The organism is Halorarum sp. SLYT50 (assembly GCF_059821265.1).
This window is the reverse complement of record NZ_CM187555.1, coordinates 271,404-295,789: the sequence shown is the minus strand read 5'-3', so window position 1 is coordinate 295,789 and position 24,386 is coordinate 271,404. Positions and strand designations below refer to the sequence as shown.

21 protein-coding genes are annotated in these 24,386 nt (G+C 72.1%); 12 read left to right on the top strand and 9 right to left on the bottom strand.

The annotated features are described in order from the left end of the window. Positions 1–81: 81 nt before the first annotated feature. On the bottom strand, positions 82–1,998 hold the full coding sequence (han, locus tag AC6RUA_RS01500; protein ID WP_499814195.1) for a Hef-associated nuclease: 1,917 nt from the start codon (positions 1,996–1,998) through the stop codon (positions 82–84). Between the two features lie 215 nt (positions 1,999–2,213). Here han and AC6RUA_RS01495 point away from each other — a divergent pair, with 215 nt between their 5' ends. The 3 genes from AC6RUA_RS01495 (at position 2,214) to AC6RUA_RS01485 (ending at position 3,466) form a co-directional block, all read left to right on the top strand. Continuing rightward, positions 2,214–2,435, top strand: a complete 222-nt coding sequence (locus AC6RUA_RS01495) for a hypothetical protein (protein WP_499814194.1) — start codon at positions 2,214–2,216, stop codon at positions 2,433–2,435. 114 nt (positions 2,436–2,549) lie between these two features. Further along, positions 2,550–3,035 carry a Mov34/MPN/PAD-1 family protein gene (locus tag AC6RUA_RS01490; RefSeq protein WP_499814193.1) on the top strand — a complete coding sequence of 162 codons (486 nt, stop codon included), beginning with the start codon at positions 2,550–2,552 and terminating at the stop codon, positions 3,033–3,035. After that, positions 3,032–3,466 carry an FAD synthase family protein gene (locus tag AC6RUA_RS01485; protein WP_499814192.1) on the top strand — a complete coding sequence of 145 codons (435 nt, stop codon included), beginning with the start codon at positions 3,032–3,034 and terminating at the stop codon, positions 3,464–3,466. Before AC6RUA_RS01490 ends, AC6RUA_RS01485 begins: the two co-directional genes overlap by 4 nt. A gap of 44 nt (positions 3,467–3,510) precedes the next feature. Here AC6RUA_RS01485 and AC6RUA_RS01480 read toward each other — a convergent pair whose 3' ends face one another. Further along, positions 3,511–4,422, bottom strand: a complete 912-nt coding sequence (locus AC6RUA_RS01480; protein WP_499814191.1) for a DUF1028 domain-containing protein — start codon at positions 4,420–4,422, stop codon at positions 3,511–3,513. Positions 4,423–4,572: 150 nt separating this feature from the next. On the opposite strand from AC6RUA_RS01480, the gene AC6RUA_RS01475 reads away from it, so the two are divergent. Next, positions 4,573–5,601: a Gfo/Idh/MocA family protein gene (locus AC6RUA_RS01475; protein WP_499814190.1), complete on the top strand. Its 1,029-nt coding sequence runs from the start codon at positions 4,573–4,575 to the stop codon at positions 5,599–5,601. A gap of 49 nt (positions 5,602–5,650) precedes the next feature. Here the strand turns inward: AC6RUA_RS01475 and AC6RUA_RS01470 are convergent, their stop codons facing one another. After that, positions 5,651–6,058, bottom strand: coding sequence for a DUF7528 family protein (locus AC6RUA_RS01470; RefSeq protein WP_499814189.1), 408 nt, complete (start codon positions 6,056–6,058; stop codon positions 5,651–5,653). A gap of 327 nt (positions 6,059–6,385) precedes the next feature. Between AC6RUA_RS01470 and AC6RUA_RS01465 the strand changes: the two genes are divergently transcribed. Beyond that, entirely contained in the window at positions 6,386–7,096 is a 711-nt protein-coding gene (locus AC6RUA_RS01465; protein WP_499814188.1) for a DUF7117 family protein, read from the top strand. A 38-nt stretch (positions 7,097–7,134) separates the two neighbouring features. On the opposite strand, the gene AC6RUA_RS01460 is transcribed toward AC6RUA_RS01465, so the two are convergent. The 5 genes from AC6RUA_RS01460 to glyA form a co-directional block, all read right to left on the bottom strand. Further along, positions 7,135–7,425 carry a GYD domain-containing protein gene (locus AC6RUA_RS01460; protein WP_499814187.1) on the bottom strand — a complete coding sequence of 97 codons (291 nt, stop codon included), beginning with the start codon at positions 7,423–7,425 and terminating at the stop codon, positions 7,135–7,137. Positions 7,426–7,576: 151 nt separating this feature from the next. After that, complete coding sequence (locus AC6RUA_RS01455) at positions 7,577–8,464, bottom strand: tetrahydrofolate dehydrogenase/cyclohydrolase catalytic domain-containing protein (RefSeq protein WP_499814186.1); 888 nt, start codon at positions 8,462–8,464, stop codon at positions 7,577–7,579. Positions 8,465–8,585: 121 nt separating this feature from the next. Next, positions 8,586–13,130, bottom strand: coding sequence for a choice-of-anchor D domain-containing protein (locus tag AC6RUA_RS01450; RefSeq protein ID WP_499814185.1), 4,545 nt, complete (start codon positions 13,128–13,130; stop codon positions 8,586–8,588). Further along, a complete protein-coding gene (locus tag AC6RUA_RS01445) occupies positions 13,127–13,567 on the bottom strand; it encodes a hypothetical protein (RefSeq protein WP_499814184.1) in 441 nt (146 codons plus the stop codon). Before AC6RUA_RS01445 ends, AC6RUA_RS01450 begins: the two co-directional genes overlap by 4 nt. An 87-nt stretch (positions 13,568–13,654) precedes the next feature. Beyond that, complete coding sequence (gene glyA / locus AC6RUA_RS01440) at positions 13,655–14,902, bottom strand: serine hydroxymethyltransferase (RefSeq protein WP_499814183.1); 1,248 nt, start codon at positions 14,900–14,902, stop codon at positions 13,655–13,657. A 103-nt stretch (positions 14,903–15,005) separates the two neighbouring features. On the opposite strand from glyA, the gene AC6RUA_RS01435 reads away from it, so the two are divergent. After that, positions 15,006–17,072 (top strand): hypothetical protein, encoded by a 2,067-nt coding sequence (locus tag AC6RUA_RS01435; protein ID WP_499814182.1) that lies wholly within the window; start codon positions 15,006–15,008, stop codon positions 17,070–17,072. A 6-nt stretch (positions 17,073–17,078) separates the two neighbouring features. On the opposite strand, the gene AC6RUA_RS01430 is transcribed toward AC6RUA_RS01435, so the two are convergent. After that, positions 17,079–17,219 carry a hypothetical protein gene (locus tag AC6RUA_RS01430; protein WP_499814181.1) on the bottom strand — a complete coding sequence of 47 codons (141 nt, stop codon included), beginning with the start codon at positions 17,217–17,219 and terminating at the stop codon, positions 17,079–17,081. A 199-nt stretch (positions 17,220–17,418) separates the two neighbouring features. On the opposite strand from AC6RUA_RS01430, the gene tbsP reads away from it, so the two are divergent. The 6 genes from tbsP to AC6RUA_RS01400 all read left to right on the top strand — a co-directional run bounded on the left by tbsP (position 17,419) and on the right by AC6RUA_RS01400 (position 24,375). Continuing rightward, positions 17,419–18,234, top strand: coding sequence for a transcriptional regulator TbsP (gene tbsP, locus AC6RUA_RS01425; RefSeq protein WP_499814180.1), 816 nt, complete (start codon positions 17,419–17,421; stop codon positions 18,232–18,234). A 76-nt stretch (positions 18,235–18,310) separates the two neighbouring features. Further along, a complete protein-coding gene (locus AC6RUA_RS01420; protein WP_499814179.1) occupies positions 18,311–20,002 on the top strand; it encodes a YcaO-like family protein in 1,692 nt (563 codons plus the stop codon). A 157-nt stretch (positions 20,003–20,159) separates the two neighbouring features. Further along, positions 20,160–21,569, top strand: a complete 1,410-nt coding sequence (locus AC6RUA_RS01415; RefSeq protein WP_499814178.1) for a bifunctional metallophosphatase/5'-nucleotidase — start codon at positions 20,160–20,162, stop codon at positions 21,567–21,569. Between the two features lie 32 nt (positions 21,570–21,601). After that, a complete protein-coding gene (locus AC6RUA_RS01410; protein ID WP_499814177.1) occupies positions 21,602–22,030 on the top strand; it encodes a universal stress protein in 429 nt (142 codons plus the stop codon). Positions 22,031–22,114: 84 nt separating this feature from the next. After that, positions 22,115–23,062 carry a biotin--[acetyl-CoA-carboxylase] ligase gene (locus AC6RUA_RS01405; protein ID WP_499815470.1) on the top strand — a complete coding sequence of 316 codons (948 nt, stop codon included), beginning with the start codon at positions 22,115–22,117 and terminating at the stop codon, positions 23,060–23,062. Positions 23,063–23,130: 68 nt separating this feature from the next. Then, complete coding sequence (locus AC6RUA_RS01400; protein WP_499814176.1) at positions 23,131–24,375, top strand: outer membrane protein assembly factor BamB family protein; 1,245 nt, start codon at positions 23,131–23,133, stop codon at positions 24,373–24,375. The last annotated feature ends 11 nt before the right edge of the window (positions 24,376–24,386 follow it).

The window sequence follows — 24,386 nt, the reverse complement described above, 5'->3', positions numbered from 1 at the left end:
TGGCGGGACGGCGGTCGGTCGGCGCCGCACGGCACCCGCTTGGAGGGAGCGGAGAGAACCGGAGAGGTGCGTTCGACGGCGTCAGTCGTCGAGACTCGCGGTGCTCGACAGGTTCTCGTCGAGGTCCGCCTCGCCCATCTTCTCGACGAGCGTGTCGATGACGTCCTCGCGACGCCCCTTCACGAACTTGATGGAGCCGACGACGAGGTGACCGCCGCCGGAGACGCCGCCGCCGACCACCTCCTCGTTGAGTTCCGAGACCATCCGCGGGATGTCGAGGCGGACGCCGTCCGACCGGAGCACCACGAAGTCCGGACCGTACCCGACGGTGATGACCGGTTCGCCGTGTTCGGCGACCTTCCGGTCGTGGAGCTGTCCGGTGGTCTTCCCCGGTGCGGGGTAGGTGAATCGGTGCGCGAAGTTCTCCAGGTCGATTCGGTAGAGGTGAACGCCCGAGTCGAGCGTCTCGTGTTCGACGTGGGGCTCGACGGCGTCGAGCTGGCGCTCCACGTCGCGTGCCGCCCGCTCGGAGAGGAACGAGACGAGTTCGCGGTGGCGCGCCTCGTCGTCGGCGCCCACGTCGAGGACGTCGTTCACGAGCGTCTTCCCCTCGCTGTAGCGCAGCCAGTGGGCGGCGTAGTCGAGCGCCTCGCCCACGTCCTCGATGTGGTCGCGGTCGTAGCCGGCCTCGTCTGCGAGCGCGAGGTACTCGTCCATGACCTCCGCCTTCGAGCGGTCCGACAGTCCGGCGACCGCCGGGACGTGCCTGAGGTCGTCGGTCACGTCGGGGTCGATCATGCGCGCGAGTTCGACGCACATCATCCCCGTCGTGATGCGGTAGTCCTCGCCGTGGAGGTAGGGGTTGACGTGGGCCTCGAGCAGGTCCTCGACCGCGTCGGGGTCCGGGTGGTGGTGGTCGACGACCGCGACCGGCATGTCGTAGTGGGTGAGGTTCTTGTAGGCGGGTACGTCCTCCTCGGTCGACCCGTTGTCGAGCATCAACAGGAGGGGGAGCTTCTGACCGTGGCGCGCGCGCCCCTCCAGCGCGAAGTTGAGGTCGCGCGTCACGTCCTCCATCTCGTAGAACGGCGCCTTGCTCGGCAGGCGCTTGAGGTGGTGTCGGGCGGCGTCGGGGTCCTCGTGAACCGACTGGATGAAGTTCTCGAGCGCGAGTTGGACCGGGATGGCGGCGCACATCCCGTCGCCGTCGGCGTGGTGGCGGATGCGGATGGGCCGTCCCTCGAGGACCGTCCGGCGGAGCAGGTGCGCGACCTCCTCCAAGTCCGCGCGGAGCGACTCGAACGCCTCCCACTCGACCAGCGGGTCGACCGCCTCCGGTTCCGCCCGCTCCGCGAACGCGGCGTCGAGTCGCTCGCCGGCGTCGGTGGCCGCCTCGTCCGCGAGTACCGTCACGCTCTCGGCTTCGAGTTGGAGGGCGCCGTTGTGTTCCTCGACGTCGCCGCCGACCCGCACGAGGTCCCCGAGGTCGATGTCGGGGTACGCGCGCACGCCCGCCTCCTCGAACGCGGCGGCCGCGACGATACCGGTGTCGTCGGCCACGTGGAAGATGGTGGGTCCGCCCGTCTGTTTTATCTGGACGACCTCCCCCTCGACGGTCGCCGCGTGGCCGACGTCGAGGTCGGTCACGGCCGTGATGTCCGGTTCGTGTTCGACCGCGACCGTCCGGTAGTCGTCGAGGTCCGCGAGCGCGAACGACACGTCGCCGTTCTCCTTCGTCTCCTCCAGTTCGACGACGAGTTCGTCCCCGACCGCGAACGACTGGCCGTCCATGTTCGACTCGTGGAGCAGCCCCGAAACCGACTCCGAGATGTCGACGAAAACGCCGTAGTCGACGACGCCGTTGACGGTCGCGTGGTAACGAGCGCCCACCTCCGTGTCCGAGAGGGTGCAGTCGGGCGCGAGGTCGTAGACGACGGGACGTTCCCCGTCCCGGTCGTCGCCGGAATCGCCGGAATCCCCGGCGGATGCGTCAGTCATGTCCGTTGCTACGCCGACGCCCGGTGTTAAGGTTTGTACTTCGTCCTCGGTCGGGGCGTCCGGCCCCGTCGACGCGGCGGTCGGCGACCGACCGTCCGGCGGTCGTCCGACCGCCGAGTGGGCGTGCGACCCCCCGACTCCTGTCGGCGAGGCGAATCAAACGTGAAACACGAGGCACAAAACCTATACCGAAGTTTGTCGGTGTCTCACGCGAGATGACTCGAGCGAGCAGGAATACGGCGTCCGAGCGGGAGGTCACGCTCCGCGTCAGCGAGAGCCGCCTCCAGCGGCTCGTCTTCGCGGCCGAACAGGTCGCCGCCGCCGAGACGGACCCCGACCCGGACATGGCCGCCGCGTTCGCCGACGACGAGGCGGCGCTCCGCGCGGCGGCCGACGGGACGGGGGTCGACCCCGACGCCGAGTTCGACGCCGTCTGAGCGCGAGCGGTCCGACGGTCGCCCCCCGCGGTCGCGACGACGCTCCGCCCGGTCCCGGCGTGGGACACCGGCCCCATCGACACGCTTAGAAGGCGACCGGACCGAGGGTGCGGTATGCGACTGTTCCGGTCGGGCGGGGTGCTCGGTATCGCCGCCGACACCCTCACGTTCGCGCTGGAGGCGTCCAGCGAAACCCACCCGAACGAGTACATGGGCTTTCTCCGCGGAACGGACGCCCGGGAACTCGGTCTCGACCGCGACGGAACTGTCATCACGGACGTGCTCGTCATCCCCGGAACCACCTCATCGCCCGAGAGCGCGACGGTCCGGGAGAACCTCGTCCCCAACGGGTCGGGTGCGGTCGGGTCGGTCCACTCGCACCCCAACGGCGTGTTGCGGCCGTCGGATCAGGACCTCACCACCTTCCACGCCGGGTCGGTCCACATCATCATCGGCGCGCCCTACGAGCGAGACTCCTGGCGGGCGTTCGACGCCGACGGGGAGCCGCGCGAGTTGGACGTCATCGACGTGGACCTCCCGGACGACGACGCGTTCTTCGACTTCGACCAGTCGGACATCGACGCGGAGTTGCGCGAATGAGCGGTCGCGTCGCGCTCGCGCAGGGGACGTTCGACCTGCTCCACCCGGGGCACGTCCACTACCTGCGGGAGGCGGCCGAGTACGGCGACGAACTCCACGTCATCGTCGCCCGGAGCGAGAACGTCACGCACAAGCCGAAGCCGGTCTGCCCGGACCGCCAGCGGCGCGACATGGTGGACGCGCTCGCGGTCGTCGACGAGGCGCACCTCGGGCACACCGAGGACTTCTACGTCCCCGTCCGGGCCATCGACCCCGACGTCGTCGTCCTCGGGTTCGACCAGCACCACGACGACGACGCCATCCGCTCGGCCCTGCGCGAGCGCGGACTCGACGCCGACGTGGTGCGCGCGTCCGGCCGCGAACCCAGATACGAGGGGGAGATACTCTCCACGAAACAGCTCATCGAGCGGATGCTCGACCGGCGCGGCTGAGCCGGCTTCTGACGGTTCCGGTGCCCCCGAGCGCCGCCCTGCGCTCACTCCCGCTCGTACCGCTGGAGTCCGTGCCAGAGCGCGTTCACCAGCCGGGTCTCCCCCTCGCCGTCCGCCTCCTCCCACCCGCCCACGAGCGCGTCCTCGACGGTGGCGAGCGAGTGGTTCTCGAAGTTGTTCAGCCCGCGGAACGCCTCCAGCGCCTCCCGCTCGTCGGGACCGAACGACCCGCCCGGCTCGCCGTCGTACAGCCCCGCCGCCGCGAGCGCCCGGCTCACCTCGCGGGCGGCGTCGCCGGCGAGCGTCCGCGGGTCGGCGGGTTCCTCGCGGGCGAGCAGCGTCACGTCGTACAGCCGGAACACCCGCTCCAGTTCGGCGATGGGCGTCTCGTGGTCGTCGACGCGGACGTCGACCCAGCGGTCGTTCCTCCCGCCGTACCCGCCCTCGGGCTTGGCGACGTACAGCGCGGCCGACTGCTCGCCGCGGCTGTCGCCGCCCGCGTCGTTGCCGGCGTACAGCGCCGCGGTGAGTCGTTCGGGCAGGCCGCCGTCGCTCACCTCGAACGCCTCGGCCATCGCGGTCAGCGTCGCCTCGTTCTCCAGAATGTTCCCCTGGACGGTGTACGCCTCCCCCTGCAGGTCGCCGGCGTAGTCGAAACACTCCGACCCGGTGAACGCGGCGACCGACCCGTCGCGGCCGACGACGCCGACCTGCCTCGACGAGGCCTCTTCGTCGTCCGCCGTGAGCGTCTCGACCACCTCCCCGGCGGTGTGGCCGTCTCCGAGGAGGTCCAGTCCGTCGGGACCGTACGCGACGTTGGCGTGACTCTGTGTCGCGACTGCGCCCGCGTCGGCGCTCACGAACGGGACGACCGCACCGACCGCGACGAACTTCGAGTGGACGGCGACGCCCACCGCGTCCGTCTCCGGGTCGCGCGCGGCGATGGAGAACGTCATGCGCGGTGGTGGCCCGGTCGGGGCAAAAGCGTTGCCGCGAGCGAGTCGTCGTGCGCACGGGTCGACTACGAGCGGGTCCATCGGGTCGACCCCCGCCCGCGATGGACGCGTGACCGACAGGTGTTTGTCGGACGACTCGGACGGGACCACATGGCACCCCGACCGGACGACGACGGCGAGCGGCTTCGGTTCGGACTCAGCGGCACCGGCAACTGGGGACTCGAAGACGGACGGCACGTCGCCGCCGAGGAGCGCGCGACGGTCGTCGCGGCGGCCGACGTGAGCGAGTCCGCCCGGGCCGACGCGGCCGCGGAGTTCGGCCTCTCCGACGGGTCGGTGTACGAGTCGTACGAGGAGATGCTGGACGCCGAGACGCTCGACGCCGTCGTCATCACGACGCCGCACACCTTCCACTACGAGCAGACCGTCGCCGCTCTCGACGAGGGCCTCCACGTGTTCTGCGAGAAGCCGCTCACCGTCGACGTCGCGGACGCGAAGGACGTGGTCCGGCGGACGGAGTCGAGCGACAGCGTGGTCATGCCGGGCTTCCAGCGCCACCTCGACCGACCGTACGTCGCCGCGCGCGAGCACTGGCTGGACCACGATACGGTCCCCACCTCGATTACCGCCAGCAGCACCCAGCCGTGGGTCGAACACGTGACGGACACGTGGCGGGTGGACCCGGACCTGAGCGGCGGTGGGTTCCTCTACGACACCGGCACGCACCTCCTCGACGCGCTCATGTGGATGACGGGGTTGACCCCCGCGGCGGTCAGCGCCGAGATGGCGTTCCTCGACGACGACCGCCGCGTCGACGCGCGCGCGTCGCTCCTCGTCGAGTTCGCCGAGGGGACCACCGCCACCGTCACCGCCGACGGCCGCGCGCCCGCCGTCGACGAACACTACTACGTGTGGGACGCCGACCGTGGCATGCACGTCGGCGGCCGCGGGTGGGACGAGCGGGAGCTACGACTCGTCGACCCCTCGGCCGACCGGATTCCGAACCTCGACGAGATGCCCGAGCGGACCAAGGTCGGCGCGTTCGTCGACGCGGTCCTCGAAGGGACCGAACCGCCGGCCACGGCCCGCGACGCCCTGCGAGTGACCGCGGTCTGTGAGGCCGCCTACGAGGCCGCGCGCACCGGCGAGCGGGTACCCGTCGACGCGTCCGTGGAGTAGGAGCAGCGGCCGACGGTGGAGCGTCGGTCGTTCCCGGACCCGAGCGCGTTCACGCACCCCCGTCGGGTTCGGTCCGGCCGGCGTCGGCCGACTCGCGTTTCCGGACGGTCAGCGGCTGGCGCGCGGTCAACTCGCAGTCGAACGCCGGGTGCTCCGCGAGGTGACGGACCACGAGGTGGCGTCGCCCGCCGGTCAGTCCCGGACCGCCAACGTCCGCGGCGGTGAACTCCCGGGGCAGGCGCTCGTACAGTCGTTCGAGCACGGCGAACCGCTCGAACACCTTGGCGTGGCCCGTGGAGTCGGCGGCGCGTCGCTCGACCGCGTAACTCCCGTCCTCGCGGTGTTCGCCGACGGTGTGGAGGAACGTCCGCCGCCCGGTGAGCGCGTCCGCCAACCCGTCCCGCAGCGCTCGGGCGTCGGCGCGCGTCAGCCGGTACTCCTCGCCGTCGACCTGCAACGCGACCCCGGCCGCGTCGTCGCTCGGCCGCGCGGTTACCGTGGCCTCAGCGTCGTCCTCGTCAGAAGCGGCTCGTTCGCGGGAGGATTTCTCGACCAGCCGCCGCGTGGCGACTTCCGCTATCCTCGTCGTCGGTCCGCGTGTCTACCGACATGGTACCCGACCGGTCCGTCGGAGCGGGCATAAACGCGGCGGTCGAGCACCTCGACTGTCGGACCGGGTGAGCGTCGGCTGGGCGGTCCGACCGCTAGCGCGCCTCGGGACGGACGAACGTCTCGGCGTCCGGAGGCTCGGGGCGTTTTTCCCTCCGGGGAGCGAACGGCCGCCATGGAGGTTCGCGGGGAACGCCGGTGTCGCGACTGCGGGACGCTGTGGTCGTACTTCGAGACGGGGAGCGTCGCGTGTCCCGACTGCGGGAGCGTCCGCAGCGTCGGGACGGGCGAGCGGAAGCGCCACACCGACGCGCCGGCGGAACTCGACCTCGACGCGGTGCTCGCGCGACTGGACGACGCCCCGCTCGCTGACCTGACCGACGACGTGAAACGCGCCTGCCGCGAGTACCTCCGCAAGCGGGGGTTCATCCGCGGCGGCGACCTCAAGCCCCTGGACGACGCCTACCTCGCCGCGCAGGAACTGTCGCAGGCGGCGGACGTGTTCGCGCGACTCCGCGACCCGAGCGACGACGAACGGTGGTACCTGACGGCGCTGCTCCGGGCGGCCGACACGGGCGAGCGACCGGCGTCCAGCGACGTCCCCCCGCGGATGTACGAGGCGCGCGGGCTGGCGGCGGCCGACGCGGCGCTCGACTACCGGCGCGACGTGGCGGCGTACCTCGACGACCACCCGGACCACGAGGCGCGGGCGGCGCTCGGCCCGTTGCGCGACCGGGCCAAACGGGTCCGCGCGCTGGAGGGGGAGGTCGACCCCGACGAGGCCGACGCGCTCGTCGCCGCGGCGCGCGCGCTCGGCCGGTACCTCATCGAGGGGGACGACGAGGCGCTCGAACGGGTGCGCGAGGGGCTGTCGGCGTCGGAGTAGCCGTCGAAGAAGCGGCCGTGGTTCGTCCCCGGTCCGTCTCAGGCGACGTCCTCGACGAGTTCCCCGATGCGCTCGATGGGGAACGCCTGCATCGTCTCGGTGTCCAGTCCCCGCTGTTCGATGACCTGCGAGACCTGGAACGCGGTGTTCTCCCCCTCGACTTCGAACACGAGGAGGAAGTCGTACTTCCCGAGGATTGTGTAGGTGTCGATCACCTCGCCGCCCAGTCGCTCGATGTCCTCCTTGACCTCCCCCCACAGCGACGCGAGTCGCTGTGGGTTCGTTATCTGCGACTCGTTCACGTCGATCTCACAGACGTACGTGGGCATAGCGTCGCCTTCACGCCGACGAATTAAAAGCCTGCGGCCTGCGGGCGGGCGATTCGGTCCCGCCCGCTCCCGAGGGCGGACCGACCCTCGGTCCGACTCGACACGCCGGCGAGAGCGACGAGAACCGGTGGGAGTACGGGAAGCTACGGCACTACGGCAACTCGACGTCGACGCCGCTCTCGGCGGACGCGGCCTTCACGGTGTTGTACAGGAGCATCGCCCGCGTCATCGGCCCGACGCCGCCCGGGACGGGCGTGATGGCGGACGCCTTCGGTTCCACCTCGTCGAACGCGACGTCGCCGACGAGCGTCGAGTCGCCGTCGCGCTCGACCCGGTTGACGCCCACGTCGACGACCACCGTCCCCTCGCTCACCATGTCGGCCGTGATGAACTCCGGCCGACCGGCGGCGGCGACGAGGATGTCCGCTCGGCGTGTGTGGGCCGCCAGGTCCTCCGTCCGGGAGTGACACACCGTCGTCGTCGCGTTGCCGCCCGCGGCCTTGGTGAACAGCAGGTTCGCCATCGGCTTGCCGACGATGTCCGACCGACCGACGACGACGGCCTCCCTCCCCTCGGGGTCGACGCCGGCGTCGGCGAGGAGTCGCTGGATGCCGTGGGGGGTACAGGGTTTGAAACGTGGGTTGCCGGCGACCACCCGGCCGACGTTCTCCGGGTGGAACGCGTCGACGTCCTTCTCGGGCGCGATGGTCCGGAGGACGCGCCGCTCGTCCACCTGGTCGACGAACGGCTTCTGGACCAGAACGCCGTGGACGCCGTCGTCGTCGTTGAGGCGCTCGACCGTCTCGTACAGTTCCTGGGCGGGGGCGTCGTTGTCCACGTCGACGTGGACGCCCTCGATGCCGACCTCCTCGCAGTCGCGCTGTTTCATCGAGACGTACGTCTCCGAGGCGGGGTCGTCGCTCATCAGGACCGTCGCCAGCCCCGGTTCGACGCCCTCGGCGACGAGCGTGTCCACGCAGTCGCTCACGCCGGCGCGTATCTCCTCGGCGACCGCGTTCCCGTCGATGACCTCCGTCATACGTCGAGAGGGGAGCGGGAGCGGTAAGTACCCTCGGATTTGCGCAAGTAGGTGCCACTCGAGAGAATTATATGCACGAACGTGTATTATACCGCTCGGCGAGGGAAGTCGCCCCGGGGGGTCAGCGCCGCCGGAGCAGGAACGCGCACGCCAGCGCGACCAGTGCCGCGAGGGGACCGAACCCGGGACCGGTCGTCTCCGTGCCGGCGGGCGTTCCGCCGCCGTTCACCGCGGCCGTCCCCGTCTCCCCGACCAGGGGCGCGGACGTGTCGGTCGGTTCGTCCGTCGGGGTCGCCGTCTCCTCGGTCGGGGCCGGGGTCGGGGTCGCCGTCTCCTCGGTCACGACGCCGACGGCGAACGCGGTGAAGTCGCTCGTCTCGGCCCGGTAGCTGTCGCCGCCGACGTGGCTCGTCTCTAGCGGTTTCCACGAACCGTCCACGAGGCGATACACGACCAGGTTCTCGGGCGACGCGCCTTCCGGGAGGTCCGCGACGCGGACGCCGACCGTGCCCGAGTCGAGCCGTTCGGTCTCCAGCCTGACGGCTTCGGCACGGAAGTACGCCAGCGGCGTCGCCTCACCGAGCGCCGGCAGTCCGTCGGGCGAGGCGGTCGGGGCGTCGAGTTCGACCCGGAAGTCGGGCGCGTCGAAGCCGAACGCGAACCCGACCGTCTCGACGGTGACGCCCGCGCCCGCGACGCCCGGTTCCGTCTCGACGGCCGTCCCGCCGGTCACGTCCTCCACCCGCACCGTCGCGCCGGAGCCGAGTTCGACCACGTCGTAGCTGGTCGTCGGGTCGCTCCCGCCACCGCTGCTTCCGCCGCCGCTGCTGTCTCCACCGTCGTCGCCGTTGTCCCCGCTACCGTCACCGCTGCCGCCGTCGCTCACGTTCCCGCCGTCGTCGGTCTCCGAGGGCTGCGTGACGGTCGCGCTCAGTCGGAGTTCGACGGGCGAAGACGTCTCCGAGGCGTTGTGACCTACTTGGACGGTCGCGCCGCGTTCGCCCGCGGACTCCGGCGTGTACGCCACGGTGAGCGTCCGTTCCGTGCCGGGCGAGAGGACGAACGACGCGTTCGCCAGCGCGTACCCCGGGGAGGCGTTCGCGAGTCCGACCCCCGAGACGCGCAGGTCGGCGGTGCCCGTGTTGCGCACCGTCACCTCGTGCGTCAGGTTCTCGCCGACCGTCACGTTCTCGCGGACGGCGTCCGCGACCGACAGCGCGACGCCGGGGGCGACCGCCCGCCCGGACAACGCCACCGTCGCGGGCGACCCGTCTGCGCCGTGTTCGACCGTCACCGCGCCGGTCACCGTCCCGTTCGTCCGCGACCCGGGCGACCACTCGACGGTGACGGTCCGCGTCCCGCCGGGTGCGACCGTTCCCGTCGGGTCGCCGACGACCGTGAACGGTCCCGACGCGGTGACGCCGGTGAGCGTGAGCGGGGCGGTCCCGTCGTTGCTGACGGTCACGTTCCGCTGGCGCGTCGCTCCGACGGGGACGTCGCCGAAGGAACGCTCGGTCGGCACGTCGAGCGAGGGCGTCCCGACGCCGGTGCCGCTCAGTGTGACCGTGGTGGGCGAGCCGTCGGCGTCGTGGCTAATCGACAGCGTCGCCCGGAGGGCGCCGGCGTCCTCCGGGGAGAACTGCACCGTAATCGTCCCGGTCTCGCCGGGCGCGATGCGCTCGAGTGCGCCCGTGACCGTGAACGACGAGGCGTTCGCGCCGGTCACGGCGACATCGGAGATGGACAGCGGCGCGGTCCCGTCGTTCGTCACGCGAAGTTCGCGGGTCGCCGTCTCGCCCACCGAGACGACGCCGAACGGCACGCTCCCGGCCGCCTGAATCGCGGACTCGCCGACGCCGGTGCCGCTCAGTGCCACGGTGGTCGGCGAGCCGGCGGCGTCGTGGCGTACCTCCAGCGTCGCTTCGTGCGCGCCAACCCGGCTGGGGACGAACTGCACGGTGACCGTGCCGGTCTCGCCGGGCGCGACGCTGCCGGGTGCGCTCGTGACCGTGAACGCCGACGCGTCCGCGCCGGTCACGACGGCCTCGGAGACGGACAGCGGCGAGGCCCCGTCGTTCCTCACCGCGACGTCGACCGTCGCCGTCTCGTTCACCCCGACCTCGCCGGCGGTCGCGTCGCCGGGCGCGCTCGCCGTCGGACGGGTGGTCTCGACGGCGGCGACGGAGCCGAACGCGCCGACAGTGCCCGTCACGACCCCGTTAGCGACCGTCGACCCGGTCGTCTCGGTCCACGCGTCCCCGTCGTACCGCCGGAGCGCGAGCGCGGACTCGTCGGCCGACCCGGGGTAGCCGGCTCTGACGGTCAGTTCGCCGGTCGCGTTCCCGCTCGTCCCGGCGAACTCCACGACGGTCGAGCGGAGCCGACCGGACGTCGGGGACGCCGGCGCGGACCCCGTCGCCACCGCCACGTCGGTCCCAGTCACGTCGACCGTCGTGTCCGGTGCGAGCGTCAGGTTCGACGCCGTCGTCCCGCTGGACCCGGACGCGGCGCTGAGCGCGGTGGTCGTACCGGTCGCGTCCACCGCCTCGAGGCTCGCGTTCGGCGCGTTCACGAGACGGACGCCGGTTGCGACGCCGTCCGCGAGGCGCACGTCGCGCACGGTCAGCCCGTCCACGTTCCGGGCGAGGACACCCCGGTCGGCCCCGGTCACGGAGAGGTTGGTGAGGGTGACGTTCGAGAGCGCGGTCGACCCGTTGGCGACCCTGACTCCGTTCGCGCCCGCGGCGACGGTCCGCCCCATCCCGTCGAGCGTCACGTCGCTCGCGGTCACGCGGAGGCAGGTGCCGTCGGTCGAGACGTTCCCGGCGAGTTCGAACCGCCCGGAGCGCGAGACGGTCGTGCAGTCGTCGAGGGTGCGGTCGACGCTGCTCGCGTCGCTCCCCCCCGCGTCGAGTCGGGCGACGGCCGCGTCGGCGTCGACGAGGCCGTACCCGGTACGGTTGTTCGGCCCGCTCCCGCTCGCGGTCGTCTCGGCCAGCGTCGTCTCGACCTCCTGCGGGGTGAGCGTCGGGTCGACGCCGAGGAGGAGCGCCGCCACTCCGGCGGCGTGGGGCGTCGCCGCGGACGTGCCGTAGAATCGGGAGGCGGACGCGCCGGTCGAGACGTTGTCGGGGGCGACCAGGTCGGGCTTCCGCCGACCGTCGACGGTCGGCCCGCGCGAGGAGTACGGCTGGAGCCTGCCGCTCGCCGCGTCCACCGCCCCGACGGTCGTCGCCGACGGTGCGACGCCCGGTTCGGTGACGCTACGTCCGTCTGTCGACGGCGTCAGGTACTGTTCGTCGCCACCGAAGACGGTGAAGCGAGTGTCGCCGCTCGGCTCGCCGTCCGCACTCCTGACAGCGACGTACAGCTCCCCGTACGTGTCGCCCGAGAACAGTTCCAGCGGCTCCTGCGTCCCGCTCTGGGTCGTGTTCGAGACGAGGACGGGCTGGCCGGTGCTCGACTCGTTCTCGGTCCCGGGGAAGTCCGACTCGTATCGGTAGGCGTACAGGTCGTAGTCCTCGTCGCTCGCGGGCCAGTCGTCCCACTGGAGCGTGAGGTACAGCGGCGACGGGTAGTCGCTCGACCGCACCGTCATCAGTTCGTCGCCGCCGCCGAAGTTCAGCCAGCCGTCGCCGTCGGTGTCGGTCCACCGCCCGTTCCAGTGGTGCCCGTTCGCGGCGTTCCCGGCCGCCACGAAGTACGGCGTCCCGTTCTGCGTGCTCCGCCGAATCTCGGTCGAGAGCGGCGCCGACCCGTTGAGCGGCCCGACGCTCTTCCAGCCGAGCGACATCGACACCACGTCGGTGTCGGTCTCCTCGCGGAGCCACGCGACCGCCTTCTGCGCCCCCAGGTAGTTCTGGACGCGGACGACCACCACGTTCGCGTCCGGGGCGACGTCCGAGACGAGCGCGGCCGTCCGGGTTCCGTGTGCGTCCGTCGTCGCGTTGCCGATGCCGTCCTCGTGGAAGCTGCGATGGGCGACGACGCCGTCGAGTTCCGGGTTCGAGAGGTTGAACCCACCCACGTCGACGACCGCGACGGTGACGTTCTCGCCGGTGACGCCCCGCTGGTGGAGGCGGCTCGCGTTCACCGTCCCGACCCCCTGACTCACCACGTCGGTCGTCACCGGCCGGTGGGGCTGCCGGACGTACTCGACCGCGCTCCGGTTCGCCAGCGCGCCGAGCGCGTCCCGCGGCAGAGTCGCCTGGAGCGCGTCACCGTGCGTCAGGTCGACCGTCCCGCCGACGGCCCGTACGGCCGACGCGACCGAGTCGACCGTTCCGGGTTTCGCCTCGACGACGACCGTCACCGGGGCGGCGCCGTCGACCGACGCGGCGTCGAGCGCCGAGGCGCCGGGGTCGCCAGCCGTCCCGCCGCGCAGTCCGGCCGCTATCTTCGGACTGCCCGCCCGTTCGTCGGAGTCACCGGTCGCGTTCTCGGTCGTCGCGCCCGTGGTCCCGTTCTCGGTTCGGTTCTCCGTCGTCGTGTTCTGGCTCGTCGCGGTGTCGGCCGGGACTGTGGCGCCGCTCACCTCGCGTACCGTCGGACTGGCCGCGTCCGCCGTCGCGGTGTGCGCGGCCGACGACCCGGCCGCGTTCACCACCGGCGCGGCGACGAGCAGGAGCACCACGGCGACGGCGAGCGCGTGCGCTCGTCGGCTCACGCGTTCGGCTCCCGCGGGGTTCGAACGAACGTCACGTTCTCGTGTGCGGAGAGCGGCCGGAGTTCCGCGACCGGGACGGTCGCGTGGACCGTCTCGCCGCGGGCGAGTCCGACCTCCGCGTCGTGCCCCTCGGGGAGCGTCGTCCCCTCCCGCAGCGTCACGACGACCGACACGCGGCCGTCGTCGTAGTCAACCCCGTGCGACGCGGCGAACGCGGCCGGGTCGGCGGCGGTCGTCAGGTCCACCAGTCGCGACTCCATCGCGTCGGACCCGGTCGGGGTCGTCGCCGCCGTCTCCGTGGCCGTCGTCTCGGCCGCCGCCGACGTGGAGGTGGAGCCGGCCGACTGCACGCAACCCGCGACGATGGCGAGCAGTACTACCAGGAGGCACGCGGCCGTCGTCCGAGGCCGCCATGAGCGAGCGGGGGTTTCGGCCATCAATTATATTCGGTGCTCCCTTTAAAGATAAGAAAGTAGTTCCTACTTCCCGACCAGGTGGTTGTAGGTCGACGATACCCGAGGGGCTTACTCGTAGAGCGGGTGGGCGTCGGTGAGTTCGTCCACCCGCTCGCTCACCTCGTCGACGACCGACGGGTCGTCGTAGTCGTCGACGACTCGGTAGATGAGGTCGCCTACCTCGCGCATCTCGGCCTCCTCGAACCCACGCGTCGTCAGCCCTGGCGTCCCCGCGCGGATGCCCGAGGGGTTGAACGCCGAGCGGGTCTCGGCCGGTACCGTGTTCGCGTTGAGCACGATGCCAGCGTCCGCGAGCGCCTCCTCCGCGTCCTTGCCCGTCGTCTCCGGGTGCGACTCGCGCAGGTCGACGAGCACGAGGTGGTTGTCGGTGCCGCCGGAGATGAGCGAGAGACCGCTGTCGACGAGCGACTCGCCGAGCGCCTTCGCGTTGTCGACGGTCTGGCGGGCGTACGTCTCGAACTCCGGCTGGAGCGCCTCGTGGAAGCCGACCGCCTTCCCCGCGATGTTGTGCAGGAGCGGACCGCCCTGCATCCCGGGGATGACGGCTCTGTCCACGTCGTCGGCGTACTCCTCGCGGCACATGATGATGCCGCCGCGGCCCGAGCGGATGGTCTTGTGCGTCGACCCGGTGACGAAGTCGGCGTGGCCGACCGGCGAGGAGTGGACGCCGGCGGCGACGAGACCGGTGATGTGCGCGATGTCGGCGATGTGGTACGCGCCCACATCGTCTGCGATGTCACCCATACGCTCCCAGTCGACGTCGCGGGTGTACGCGGAGTAGCCCGAGATGAGCGCGTCGGGTTCGAACTCGCGGGCCTGCTCCTCGACTGCGTCGTAGTCGAGGCGGCCGGTGTCGGGGTCGACCTCGTACTGCTCGACGTCGTACACCTGGCCGGCGAAGTTCGCCGGGTGGCCGTGCGAGAGGTGGCCGCCGTGGGTCAGGTCCAGCGAGAGTATCTTGTCGCCCGGGTCGAGCACCGCGAGGTAGACGCCCATGTTCGCCTGCGACCCGCTGTGGGGCTGGACGTTGACGTGTTCGGCCCCCCACAGCTCCTTCGCGCGGTCGATGGCGAGCCGCTCCACCTCGTCGGCGTACTCGCAGCCGGCGTAGTAGCGCTTGCCGGGATACCCCTCGGCGTACTTGTTCGTGAGGACGCTGCTCTGTGCCTCCAGCACCGCCTTCGAGACGTGGTTCTCGGAGGCGATCATCGCGAGCGTGTTCTCCTGTCGGTCGACTTCGCCGACGAGCGCGTCTGCGACGGCGGGGTCGGTCTCGCGGACGTGGGGGTACTCCATACCGGCGATTCCCCCAGCGGCTACAAAAACCCACTCTCTCCGGCCCGGTCCGACGGCGGCGATACGCCTATACCGTGATAGGTCCGTGTCTCTGGCGAACCCAATGAGGGTCGAGAGGACCGACGAGGGCATCAGGGCCGTCGACGCAGCCAAGTCGTCCGTCACGGTCAGCGTCGACGACTGGTCCGAGGGCGGGGACGCGCCCTCGCTCAGTGCCGCACACGAGGTGCTGGGCGACGACACGCCACAGCCCCCCGAGACGGTGGTCACCGGGACGGCGACGGAACTCGGCTTTCCCCCGTACCGCGCGACGGTCTGTTCGGTCACCACCGGCGAACGGTTCGAACTCCCCGGCGGCGCCGCGCCCGTCCACCTCTCGGCCGACGAGTACCTCCTCCGCGTGCAGGGGAGCATCGCGGTAGAGGTCCGCTTCGACGGGGAGGCGACCCTCTCGCTGTGCGACTACGAGCGACTCGTCCTCTCGTTCTCCGGTCCGACGGCGGTCGAGGTGGGGTTCGTCCCCCGCGTCGCCGAGGCGGTCGAGACGGTCACCGTCCCCCGGACGCCGCAGGGGGTGGCGACGGCGGTGTCGGTGCTCGGAGCCGGCAACCGCACGGGCACCCCCGACCGGACGTTCCCGACGATGCGGGGGCCGGCGCCGCGCGTCGAGTTCGGTGCGGCGAACGTCCCCGCGGAGGTGTCTGACCGGGCGAGCCGGACCGGCGTCGAGGTGACCGTCCCCCCCGACCTCCGCTACCTCTTCGTCGTCGCCCCGCTGGCGACCTACCTCGACGCCGACGTGACGCTCGGCGAGGCGGGTCAGCCGGCCCTCAGTGCCGCCGGGGAGACGTGGACGCTCCCGCCGTTCCCCTCGTTCCCAGACCGGGTCTCGGACCTCCTCAGGCGGGTGTTCTTCCTCGACTGTCTCGCCCGAGCCGCGGGACCGTACGAACAGGGATTCGACCAGGCCGCCCTGTTCGAGGAGGTGGGGCTCGACGCCGAGACGGTGTACCCCCTGCCGCTGGGCGAACGGGTCGCGACGTACCTCTCGGCCCCGTTCGAGGCGGTGTCGGACCGGCTCCCCGAGTGGCACCTCTCGATGTACGTGAAGCCGACGTTCGAGCACGTCGCCGCGCTCCCGTACCTCGTCTCGGACCTGCCGTACGTGTTCCTCCCGGACGCCACCGACCTCGCGAGCGACGAGTGGCTCGACCGGTCGCTGGACGACTTCTACCGGGTCGGGCACGGGAACGTCGCCTCCATCGACCTGGTGCGGCCGACGCTCGGCCCCGGCCGGACGCACGGCTGGCTCGCCGACGGCGTCCCCATCGACGTGTTCAAGACGGTGACCGCGGCGTACGAGCACCGCGAGCGCTTCCTCGACGCCGCCGCCGAACCGCTCTCCGTGTTCGCGGTGCTCAACGACAGCCGGATGCGCGCGGAACACGACGACGCCGCGTCCCGCTACCGCGAACGGGCCGAGGAGTTGAACATCGACATGGAGGTCCGCGAGGACCTCTCGGTCGCCGAACTCGCGCGCGTCTTCGAGAGCCGCCACGACCTGGTCCACTACATCGGCCACTGCGAGACCGACGGCCTCCGGTGTACGGACGGCGCGCTCTCGGTGTCGAGCATCGACGAGTCGAACGTCCAGACGTTCTTCCTCAACGCCTGCGGGTCCTACTACGAGGGGATGGAACTGGTTCGCAAGGGGAGCGTCGCGGGCGGCGTCACGCTCAACGAGGTGCTCGACAGCCACGCGGCGACCGTCGGGACGACGTTCGCCCGGCTGATGACCCGCGGGAACTGCATCGAACGCGCGCTCGACAAGGCCCGCCGCCGCATCATGACCGGGAAGGACTACGCGGTGGTCGGCGACGGGACCCACGTGCTCACGCAGTCGTCGTCCATCGTCCCGGCGGACGTCGAACTCGAACGCCTCGGCGACGACGAGTTCCGCGTCACCTACCGGGTCGACGGTCCGCGTATCCCCGGCGCGACACACCACTGCTTCCTCCGCGACGACGACGGGAGCAGCCTCCTGCGGACGACCGAGGAGTACGTCATCGACGGGTCGAAGCTCCGGGAGTTCCTGAGCTACTGCGAGGAGCCGGTCGTCTACGAGGGCGACCTCCGCTGGGTCGAAGAAATCGAGGAGCTGCTGTTCTGACGCCGTTCAGGGACCGACGTTCGTCGTCCCCGTCGAGGAGGGAGTGACCGTGCCGACTTCGGCCGCCGCTCCCTGCGTCGCGAGCGTGACGAGCAACACGAGCGCCATCAGCACGACCCGCGGATGGCGTCCGGCGAACGATACCACTGCCCCGCCCGGAGGTGTATCTCCCCCCACACTACGTGGCATACTGTCACCATTCGGTCGCTACGATAATACATTGCGTCGGCTGTGGTCCGTTCGTGTTTACATCGGCTGTGGGCGGGCAATTCGCACGCGAGACGGCTTGGTTCCCGTATTTCCCGTTAGTATTAAATATCTATCCACCCCTTCCATAGGTATACGAATGGCCTCGAATTTACTCGAAGGAACGACGGAAGACGTTCTCCGCGCCGTCCTCGACCGAAGCGACGACGAACTGGTCGTAGTCGACCCGAGCGCGACGGTGCTCGAATCGCTCGTCGCGCTCGGCTCCGACGACGACGCGCTCCCGACGATGAACGTCGTCGCGGACGAGCGGCTGATGAAAGACGTGTTCGACGACTTCCTCGTCGCCTCCGAGGCGGCGGACCTGGTGACGGCCGACCGGCTCACGCTGCGCAGCCTGGCGTCCGACGTGGACAACACGCTCCTCGTCGGCGAGGAGGCGATCTACGCGCTCGTCACCGCCGACGACCACGTCGCGGCGCTCACGGCCGAGGACGACGGGTTCATCGCCGACGCCTACGAGACGTACCGCGCGCTCTGGGAGGACTCGGAGCCGTTCAACCTCCGGACGCCGGCGCTCTCGCGCATCCGCGACACGCTGAGCGCCGACATCGGCGACGCCGCCCGCACCGACTTCGACGGCGTGCTCGACTCGCTCGAGACCGCCCGCGGCGACGGCGACGGCCTCGACGAGGTCACCATCAGCCTGCTCGTCGCGGCGAAGAACGACGTGCTGCTGTACGACATCAGCAAGTGGGGCGAGGACGTGGGTATCGCCTCGAAGGCGACGTTCTCGCGGACGAAGACGCGCCTCGAGGACATGGGTCTCATCGCGACCGAGAAGGTCCCCATCGACGTGGGGCGCCCGCGTCTGCGCCTGAAGCTCGGCGACGACCGGCTCCGACGGGCCAACACCGACGAACTCGCGGGCGTCGCCCGCAGCATGCTGAACTGAGCGGACGAGAGCGCGACCGGCGACCGACCGACTGCGCTTCTTCGGCTTTTTCACCCCGCCACCCGACGGGTTCCGTATGGATATCGCCATCGTCGCCCCTGAACCCGCCGCAGCGGCGCTCTCCGGGGCGTTCTCCGACATCGACGCGAACGCGATGCGGGTCGAGGCGGGGCTGGTGGACGGGTTCGACTTCGCCGCCGTCGTCGGGACGGCCGGCGACGACCGCTTCCGGACGGCGAACGCCGCGCTCGACTCGTGGGTCGCCGTCGAGATCGGCGGCGTCGGCGGTCGACCCGTCGAGGGACTCAACGCGGCCGTCTCGCTGTTCTCCGCCGAATCGGGCTGTTACGACTGCCTCCGCGACCGGGCGGCCGCGAACGTGCCGGAGACCGACGCCGACCCGCAGGGGACGAAGAGCGCCGTCCGGTACGCCGGCGCGCTCGCGGGGCGACGCGCGATGCGCCAGTTCTCCGGCGAGGACCTCGGCGGGACGACCGTCGAGGTGCCCGGCCGGGAGCGGACGTTCCTCCCCTCGCCGGGGTGTGACTGCGGAGACCGCCCCGCGGGCTTCGAACTGTCGTTCCGCGACGCGAGCCTCGACGACGCCGTCGACCGGATGGACCGCGCGGTCGACGACCGCCTCGGCGTCGTCACCGAAATCGGCGAGCGCGAGTCGTTCCCCGTGCCGTACTACGTCGCCCGGACGACCGACACGACCGCGTTCTCGGACGCGCGGTGCGCCGAGTTCGCCGCCGGCGTCGACGCGGGCTGGGACGCCGCCTACGCGAAGGCCATCGGCGAGGCGCTCGAACGCTACTGCGCCGGCGTCTACCGGACCGAGCGCTTCCGGCCGGCCCCGACCGAGGGCGTCATCGACGCGGTGCCCGTCGAGCGGTTCGTCCGGCCGGCCGACGCGCCCACGCCGGCGCCCGACGAGCGGGTGCAGTGGGTCGACGGCCGCGACCTCCGGACGGGCGAGTCGGCGTCGCTCCCGGCGTCGTTCGTCCACTTCCCGCCGCCGGACGAGCGGTACAAGCCGGCCATCACGACCGGGCTGGGACTGGGGAACTCGACGGTCGAGGCGGTCCTCTCGGGGCTGTACGAGGCCGTCGAGCGGGACGCGTCGATGCTGGCGTGGTACTCGACGTTCGACCCGATGGCGGTCGACGTGGACGACGAGCGGTTCGAGACGCTCCGGAAACGCGCCCGGGCCGAGGACCTGTCGGTCGCGCCGCTGCTGCTCACGCAGGACGTCGACGTGCCCGTCGTCGGCGTCGCCGTCCACCGCGACGGCGACTGGCCGCGGTTCGCGATGGGGTCGGCCGCCTCGCTCGACGCGGCCGGCGCGGCGGCGTCCGCGCTGGCGGAGGCGCTCCAGAACTGGACCGAACTCAGGTCGATGGGGGGTGAACGGGCCGCGGCGCAGGAGGGGGCCATCGGCGAGTACGCCGAGTTCCCCGACCGGGCGCGCGCGTTCGTCGACGCCGAGGCGTCGGTCCCGGCCGCGGGACTCGGCGCGGACGCGGCCGGCGAGGCGGAACTGGAGACCCTCCTCGCCCGCCTCGCGGACGCGGGCCTCGACGCCTACGCCGCTCGGCTCACGACGCGCGACGTCGCTGCGCTGGGGTTCGAGGCGGTCCGCGTGCTCGTCCCGGAGGCGCAGCCACTGTTCACGGGCGAGGCGTACTTCGGCGAACGGCTGGAGCGCGTCCCCGAGTCGATGGGGTTCGAGCCCCGGCCCGACCGCGCGTACCACCCGTTCCCGTGACGGCGCGCTCCGTCCCGGCCGGCCCGACCGCCGGCACACGCGGTCGACCGGGGTCGGATTCCGGCGACCCGCCCGACGCTCGCGGCGAGGGACCCGCCGGTCGCCCGCCGGTGCGTTCTTCACGCCGCGTCCCGAATCGACACGCTCCACGCATCCGATGGTCCGCCTGCTCCACTACTCCGACATCGAGAACGTCTACGACGACCCCGAGCGCGCCGGACGGCTCGCGGGGCTGCTCTCCACGCTCGACGGCGAGGACGCGCTCGTCGTCGGGACCGGCGACGACACCGCGCCGGGCGTGCTCGCGCTCGTGGCGCGGGGGCGACAGGCGCTCGACTTCTTCGAGGCGGTCGGCACCGCCGTCGAGACGTTCGGCAACCACGACTTCGACTTCGGACCCGAAGAGACGCGCACCCTCGTCGCCGACGCCCCCCAGACGTGGGTGAGCGCGAACGTGTACGACGACCCCGACGCCTCGGAGCCGTTCGGGGCCGCCGAGGGGGTCGTCCCGTGGACGGTCGAGGCGGTCGACGGCGAGCGGGTCGGCTTCTTCGGCGTCACCGACCCGACGACGGACTCGCTCAACCCGATGGCGGCGGACCTGACGTTCACCGACCCGGTGGCGGCGGCCGAGCGCGCGGTCGACGCGCTCGACGACGCGGGGGCGGACCACGTCGTCGCCGTCTCGCACCTCGGGGCCGGCGACGACGACCTGGCGCGTCTCGACGGCGTCGACGTCGTCCTCGGCGGGCACGTCCACACGCGGCGGGTCGAGGCCGTCGCCGGGACGCTGTGCACCCGGCCCGGCGTGAACGGGACGGCGGTCGTCGAAGTCGACCTCGGGGCGGACGGCGCGAACGGTACGCTCCACGAACCCGCCGACGCCCCGGTTGACGAGCGCCTCGCGGACGCGCTCCGCGCCCGGATGCGCGCGTCCGGACTCGACGAGGTGGTGGGCCACGCAGCCACGCCCATCGAGCGGACCGAGGCGACGATTCACGGCGGCGAGTCGCGCGTGGGCAACCTCGTGGCCGACGCGTACCGGTACGCCGCCGACGCCGACGTCGGGCTCCAGAACGCGGGCGGCATCCGGCTGGGCGACCCGCTCGACGGGGCGGTGACGCTCGCGGACCTCGTCAGCGTCGTCCCGTTCGAGGAGCCGGTCGTGGTCGCCGAACTCACGGGCGGGGAACTGCGCGAGGCGTTCCGGCAGATGTCCGCGGCCGTCGTCGACTTCGGGGAGCCCGACTGGTGGCACGGCCACGTCAGCGGCGCGGAACTCGTCTGGGACGACGACGCCGGGGAACTGCTGTCCGCACGGGTCGGCGGTGACCCGCTCGACGACGACGCCATCTACCGGGTGGCGACCGCGGAGTACCTGCTCCACTCGGACCACGAGTTCCCCGCCATCGAGGAGCGCCACCGGGCGGGCGAGTGCGGCATCCAGCACGACGTGCTCGCCGAGTTCGTCCGCGCGGAGGGACTCGACCCGCGCGTCGAGGGGCGCATCAGGCGAGTCGGCGGCGCCCCGGCGGCGGACCCGGGCGTCGGCGGAGGAGAGGAGTAGCGTTTAGTCGCCCCCGCTCGACGGGTCGAGCGATGACGCTGGTCGTGGTGCCCGTCCGGTACCCGCTAACGAAACACTCGAAGGCGACGCTCTCGGAGGCGCTCCGCATCGCCGACGAGCGCGACGCCGAGTTGACCGTCCTCCACGTCGACCTCTACCAGGACAGCAACGAGGTGACGCGCACCGCGCTCAAGCGCGCGGTTCAGCGGGAGTTCGGCTCGCTCCCGAACGTCCGGTACGTGGTGCGCAAGGGGTTCCTGGTCGAGGAGACCATCCTCGACGAGGTGGCCGCCGAGGAGGCGGACGTGGTCGTCATCGGCGCGAAGCAGGCGAGCCGGTGGCGGCGGATGCTCCAGAAGGTGCTCTCGGACCCCGACGTGGAGGGGTACCTCCGCGAGAAACTCGACGCGACGGTCATCACCGTCCGGGCCGACGAGGTGGACCAGAGTGCGGTCGACTGAGACCGACACGCGGCCGGGCGCACGCCCGCCCCGACGAGCGAGGCGAGCGGGGCGAGGGGTGGACGGGTGAGCGACGGCCCGGGCCTGCCCGACACCCGGCGGGCGCTCCTCGACGCGCTGGCGGAGGGCCCCACGACCGGTCCCGCGCTCGCCGAGCGCCTCGGCGTCTCGCGCGCCGCCGTGTGGAAACAGGTCGAGGCGCTCAGAGACGCCGGCTTCGCCGTCGAGAGCGGGGACGAGGGGTACGCCGTGACGGACGTGCCGGCGTACAACGGCGAGGCACTCGCGTTCCGCCTCGACGCGTCGTTCGCCGTCGAGTTCCACGACGCGCTCCCGTCGACGAACGACCGGGCCCGGGCGCTCGCGGCCGACGGCGCGGACGAGACCGTCGTGGTCGCCGGCGAGCAGACGGCCGCGCGCGGTCGACTCGACCGGGAGTGGGCCTCGCCGCCGGGCGGCGCCTGGTTCTCGGTCCTCCTCCGGCCCGACGTCCCGCCGGCGCACGCCCCGGCGTACACGCTTGCGATGGCCGTCGCCGTCGCGCGCGCCTGTCGAGAGGCGGGCGTCGACGCGCGCATCAAGTGGCCCAACGACGTGCTCGCGGGCGAGGGCGGCGACCGCGGCGGGCGGAAACTCTGCGGCGTCCTCACCGAGATGGAGGGGGAGGCGGACCGGGTGTCGTGGCTCGTCGTCGGCGTCGGCCTGAACGCCGACGTCGCGGCGGCCGACCTCCCGCCGGACGCCGACGCGACGAGCGTCCGCGCGGAACGCGGCGAGGCGGTAGACCGGCGACTACTCGTCCAGCGGGCGCTGGAGGCGTTCGACGCCCTCCGGAGGGACCTCGACGGGGTGCTCCCCGCGTGGCGCGAGTACGCCGACACGCTCGGCCGGCGCGTCCGGGTGGAGACGCCCGGGGGAGTGGTGACCGGAGAGGCCGTCGACGTGGAGTTCCCCGGCGCGCTCGTCGTCCGGACGGACGAGGGCGACGTACGCGTGACCGCGGGCGACTGCGAGCACCTGCGGCCCGCGTAACCGCTCGCGTCGCCGCGGCGTCCCGCCCCCCCCGGGTGACTTTTGCTCGCCGGCGTGCTACCGCCGGTGTGTACCGACGCCGCCTGCTCGCGTCCGCCGGGTCCGCCGCGGCGTTCTCCCCGTTCGCGGGGTGTGCGACCCTCGACGACGCCGGCGGAGGCGGCGGTCGGACCGTCGCGCCGGACCTCCGGGGGACGCCGACGGCGACGCCCGACCCGCCGGGACCGCCGCGCTGGCGCGCCGACCTCGCAGACCTCGCGAGTGACGGCGGCGTCGAACGGACGGCGCTGACCGAGGGGACCGCCGTCGCGCTGACGGCCGGCGGGTCCGGGTCGTCCGTCGTCGCGTTCGGTGCGGCGACGGGCGAGCGACGCTGGCGGCGCGACGTTCCCCCGGCGGCCGCGTTGGCCGCGGCCGGCGACCGGGTGTACGCCGGTAACTGGTCGTGGTTCCGCGCGTACGACGCGTCCACCGGCGAGGAGCGGTGGCGCGTCGACGACGCCCCCTTCCCGCTCGTCGTCGACGGCGGGGCGTTCTCGACCGGGCAGGCGGGCGCGGCGCTCCGCGACCCGGCCGACGGGGCGGTCCGTTGGCGGCGCGACCCACCCCCCGACGGCGACCTGCCGTACCCGGTCGCGACCATCGCCGGGGCGCTGACGCTGGTCGACTGGGACGGGACCGTCGAGGGAGTGGAGGTGGAGACGGGCGAGCGCCGCTTCCGACTCCGCGCGTCCGGCCCGCTCACGCCGTTCCTCCACGCGCACGACGGCCGGCGACTCTGCGTCGGGACGGACACCACCCCGGAGACCCGCCGCGTGTTCGTCGTCGACGTGGCCGCCGGCGACCCCCTCTTCGAGGTCGAACCCGGCGGCTACTGGGCGGCCCCGGCGCTCGGGGGCGGGACGGCATACGTCGAGAACCGCGGCCCGGAGTTCACCGTTCTCCGGGCGCACGACGCCGAGAACGGGACGGTTCGCTGGCGGCGCGACGTCGGGATGGACGCCGCAGGGCCGACCGGTGCGTTCGACCTGACCGCGGGCGACCTGCGCGCGTTCGCCGCCGCCGACGGGACGACCCGATGGGTGGCGCGGCCCGAGGTGGGGGCGAACGACGCGGTCCGTCTGCTCGCGCGCGGGGAGGGGCTGGCCGCTCTGGGTCCCGACGGGGTCGTCGTCTACGACGCCGCGGACGGCGCGGAGCGCGCCCGCGTCTCACCCGACGGCGCGTTCGCGCCGCGGCGGGCGTCCGTCTCCGCCGACGGCGCGACGCTGCTCGTCCCCACCGAGGACGCGCTGTACGCGGTGGCGCTGTGAGGTCCGGTCAC

Excerpts from the sequence above, each read along its gene's own strand:
- han (WP_499814195.1), bottom strand. The coding sequence starts at position 1,998 with ATGACTGACGCATCCGCCGGGGATTCCGGCGATTCCGGCGACGACCGG.
- AC6RUA_RS01495 (WP_499814194.1), top strand. The coding sequence starts at position 2,214 with ATGACTCGAGCGAGCAGGAATACGGCGTCCGAGCGGGAGGTCACGCTC.
- AC6RUA_RS01490 (WP_499814193.1), top strand. The coding sequence starts at position 2,550 with ATGCGACTGTTCCGGTCGGGCGGGGTGCTCGGTATCGCCGCCGACACC.
- AC6RUA_RS01485 (WP_499814192.1), top strand. The coding sequence starts at position 3,032 with ATGAGCGGTCGCGTCGCGCTCGCGCAGGGGACGTTCGACCTGCTCCAC.
- AC6RUA_RS01480 (WP_499814191.1), bottom strand. The coding sequence starts at position 4,422 with ATGACGTTCTCCATCGCCGCGCGCGACCCGGAGACGGACGCGGTGGGC.
- AC6RUA_RS01475 (WP_499814190.1), top strand. The coding sequence starts at position 4,573 with ATGGCACCCCGACCGGACGACGACGGCGAGCGGCTTCGGTTCGGACTC.
- AC6RUA_RS01465 (WP_499814188.1), top strand. The coding sequence starts at position 6,386 with ATGGAGGTTCGCGGGGAACGCCGGTGTCGCGACTGCGGGACGCTGTGG.
- AC6RUA_RS01460 (WP_499814187.1), bottom strand. The coding sequence starts at position 7,425 with ATGCCCACGTACGTCTGTGAGATCGACGTGAACGAGTCGCAGATAACG.
- AC6RUA_RS01455 (WP_499814186.1), bottom strand. The coding sequence starts at position 8,464 with ATGACGGAGGTCATCGACGGGAACGCGGTCGCCGAGGAGATACGCGCC.
- AC6RUA_RS01445 (WP_499814184.1), bottom strand. The coding sequence starts at position 13,567 with ATGGCCGAAACCCCCGCTCGCTCATGGCGGCCTCGGACGACGGCCGCG.
- glyA (WP_499814183.1), bottom strand. The coding sequence starts at position 14,902 with ATGGAGTACCCCCACGTCCGCGAGACCGACCCCGCCGTCGCAGACGCG.
- AC6RUA_RS01435 (WP_499814182.1), top strand. The coding sequence starts at position 15,006 with ATGAGGGTCGAGAGGACCGACGAGGGCATCAGGGCCGTCGACGCAGCC.
- tbsP (WP_499814180.1), top strand. The coding sequence starts at position 17,419 with ATGGCCTCGAATTTACTCGAAGGAACGACGGAAGACGTTCTCCGCGCC.
- AC6RUA_RS01420 (WP_499814179.1), top strand. The coding sequence starts at position 18,311 with ATGGATATCGCCATCGTCGCCCCTGAACCCGCCGCAGCGGCGCTCTCC.
- AC6RUA_RS01415 (WP_499814178.1), top strand. The coding sequence starts at position 20,160 with ATGGTCCGCCTGCTCCACTACTCCGACATCGAGAACGTCTACGACGAC.
- AC6RUA_RS01410 (WP_499814177.1), top strand. The coding sequence starts at position 21,602 with ATGACGCTGGTCGTGGTGCCCGTCCGGTACCCGCTAACGAAACACTCG.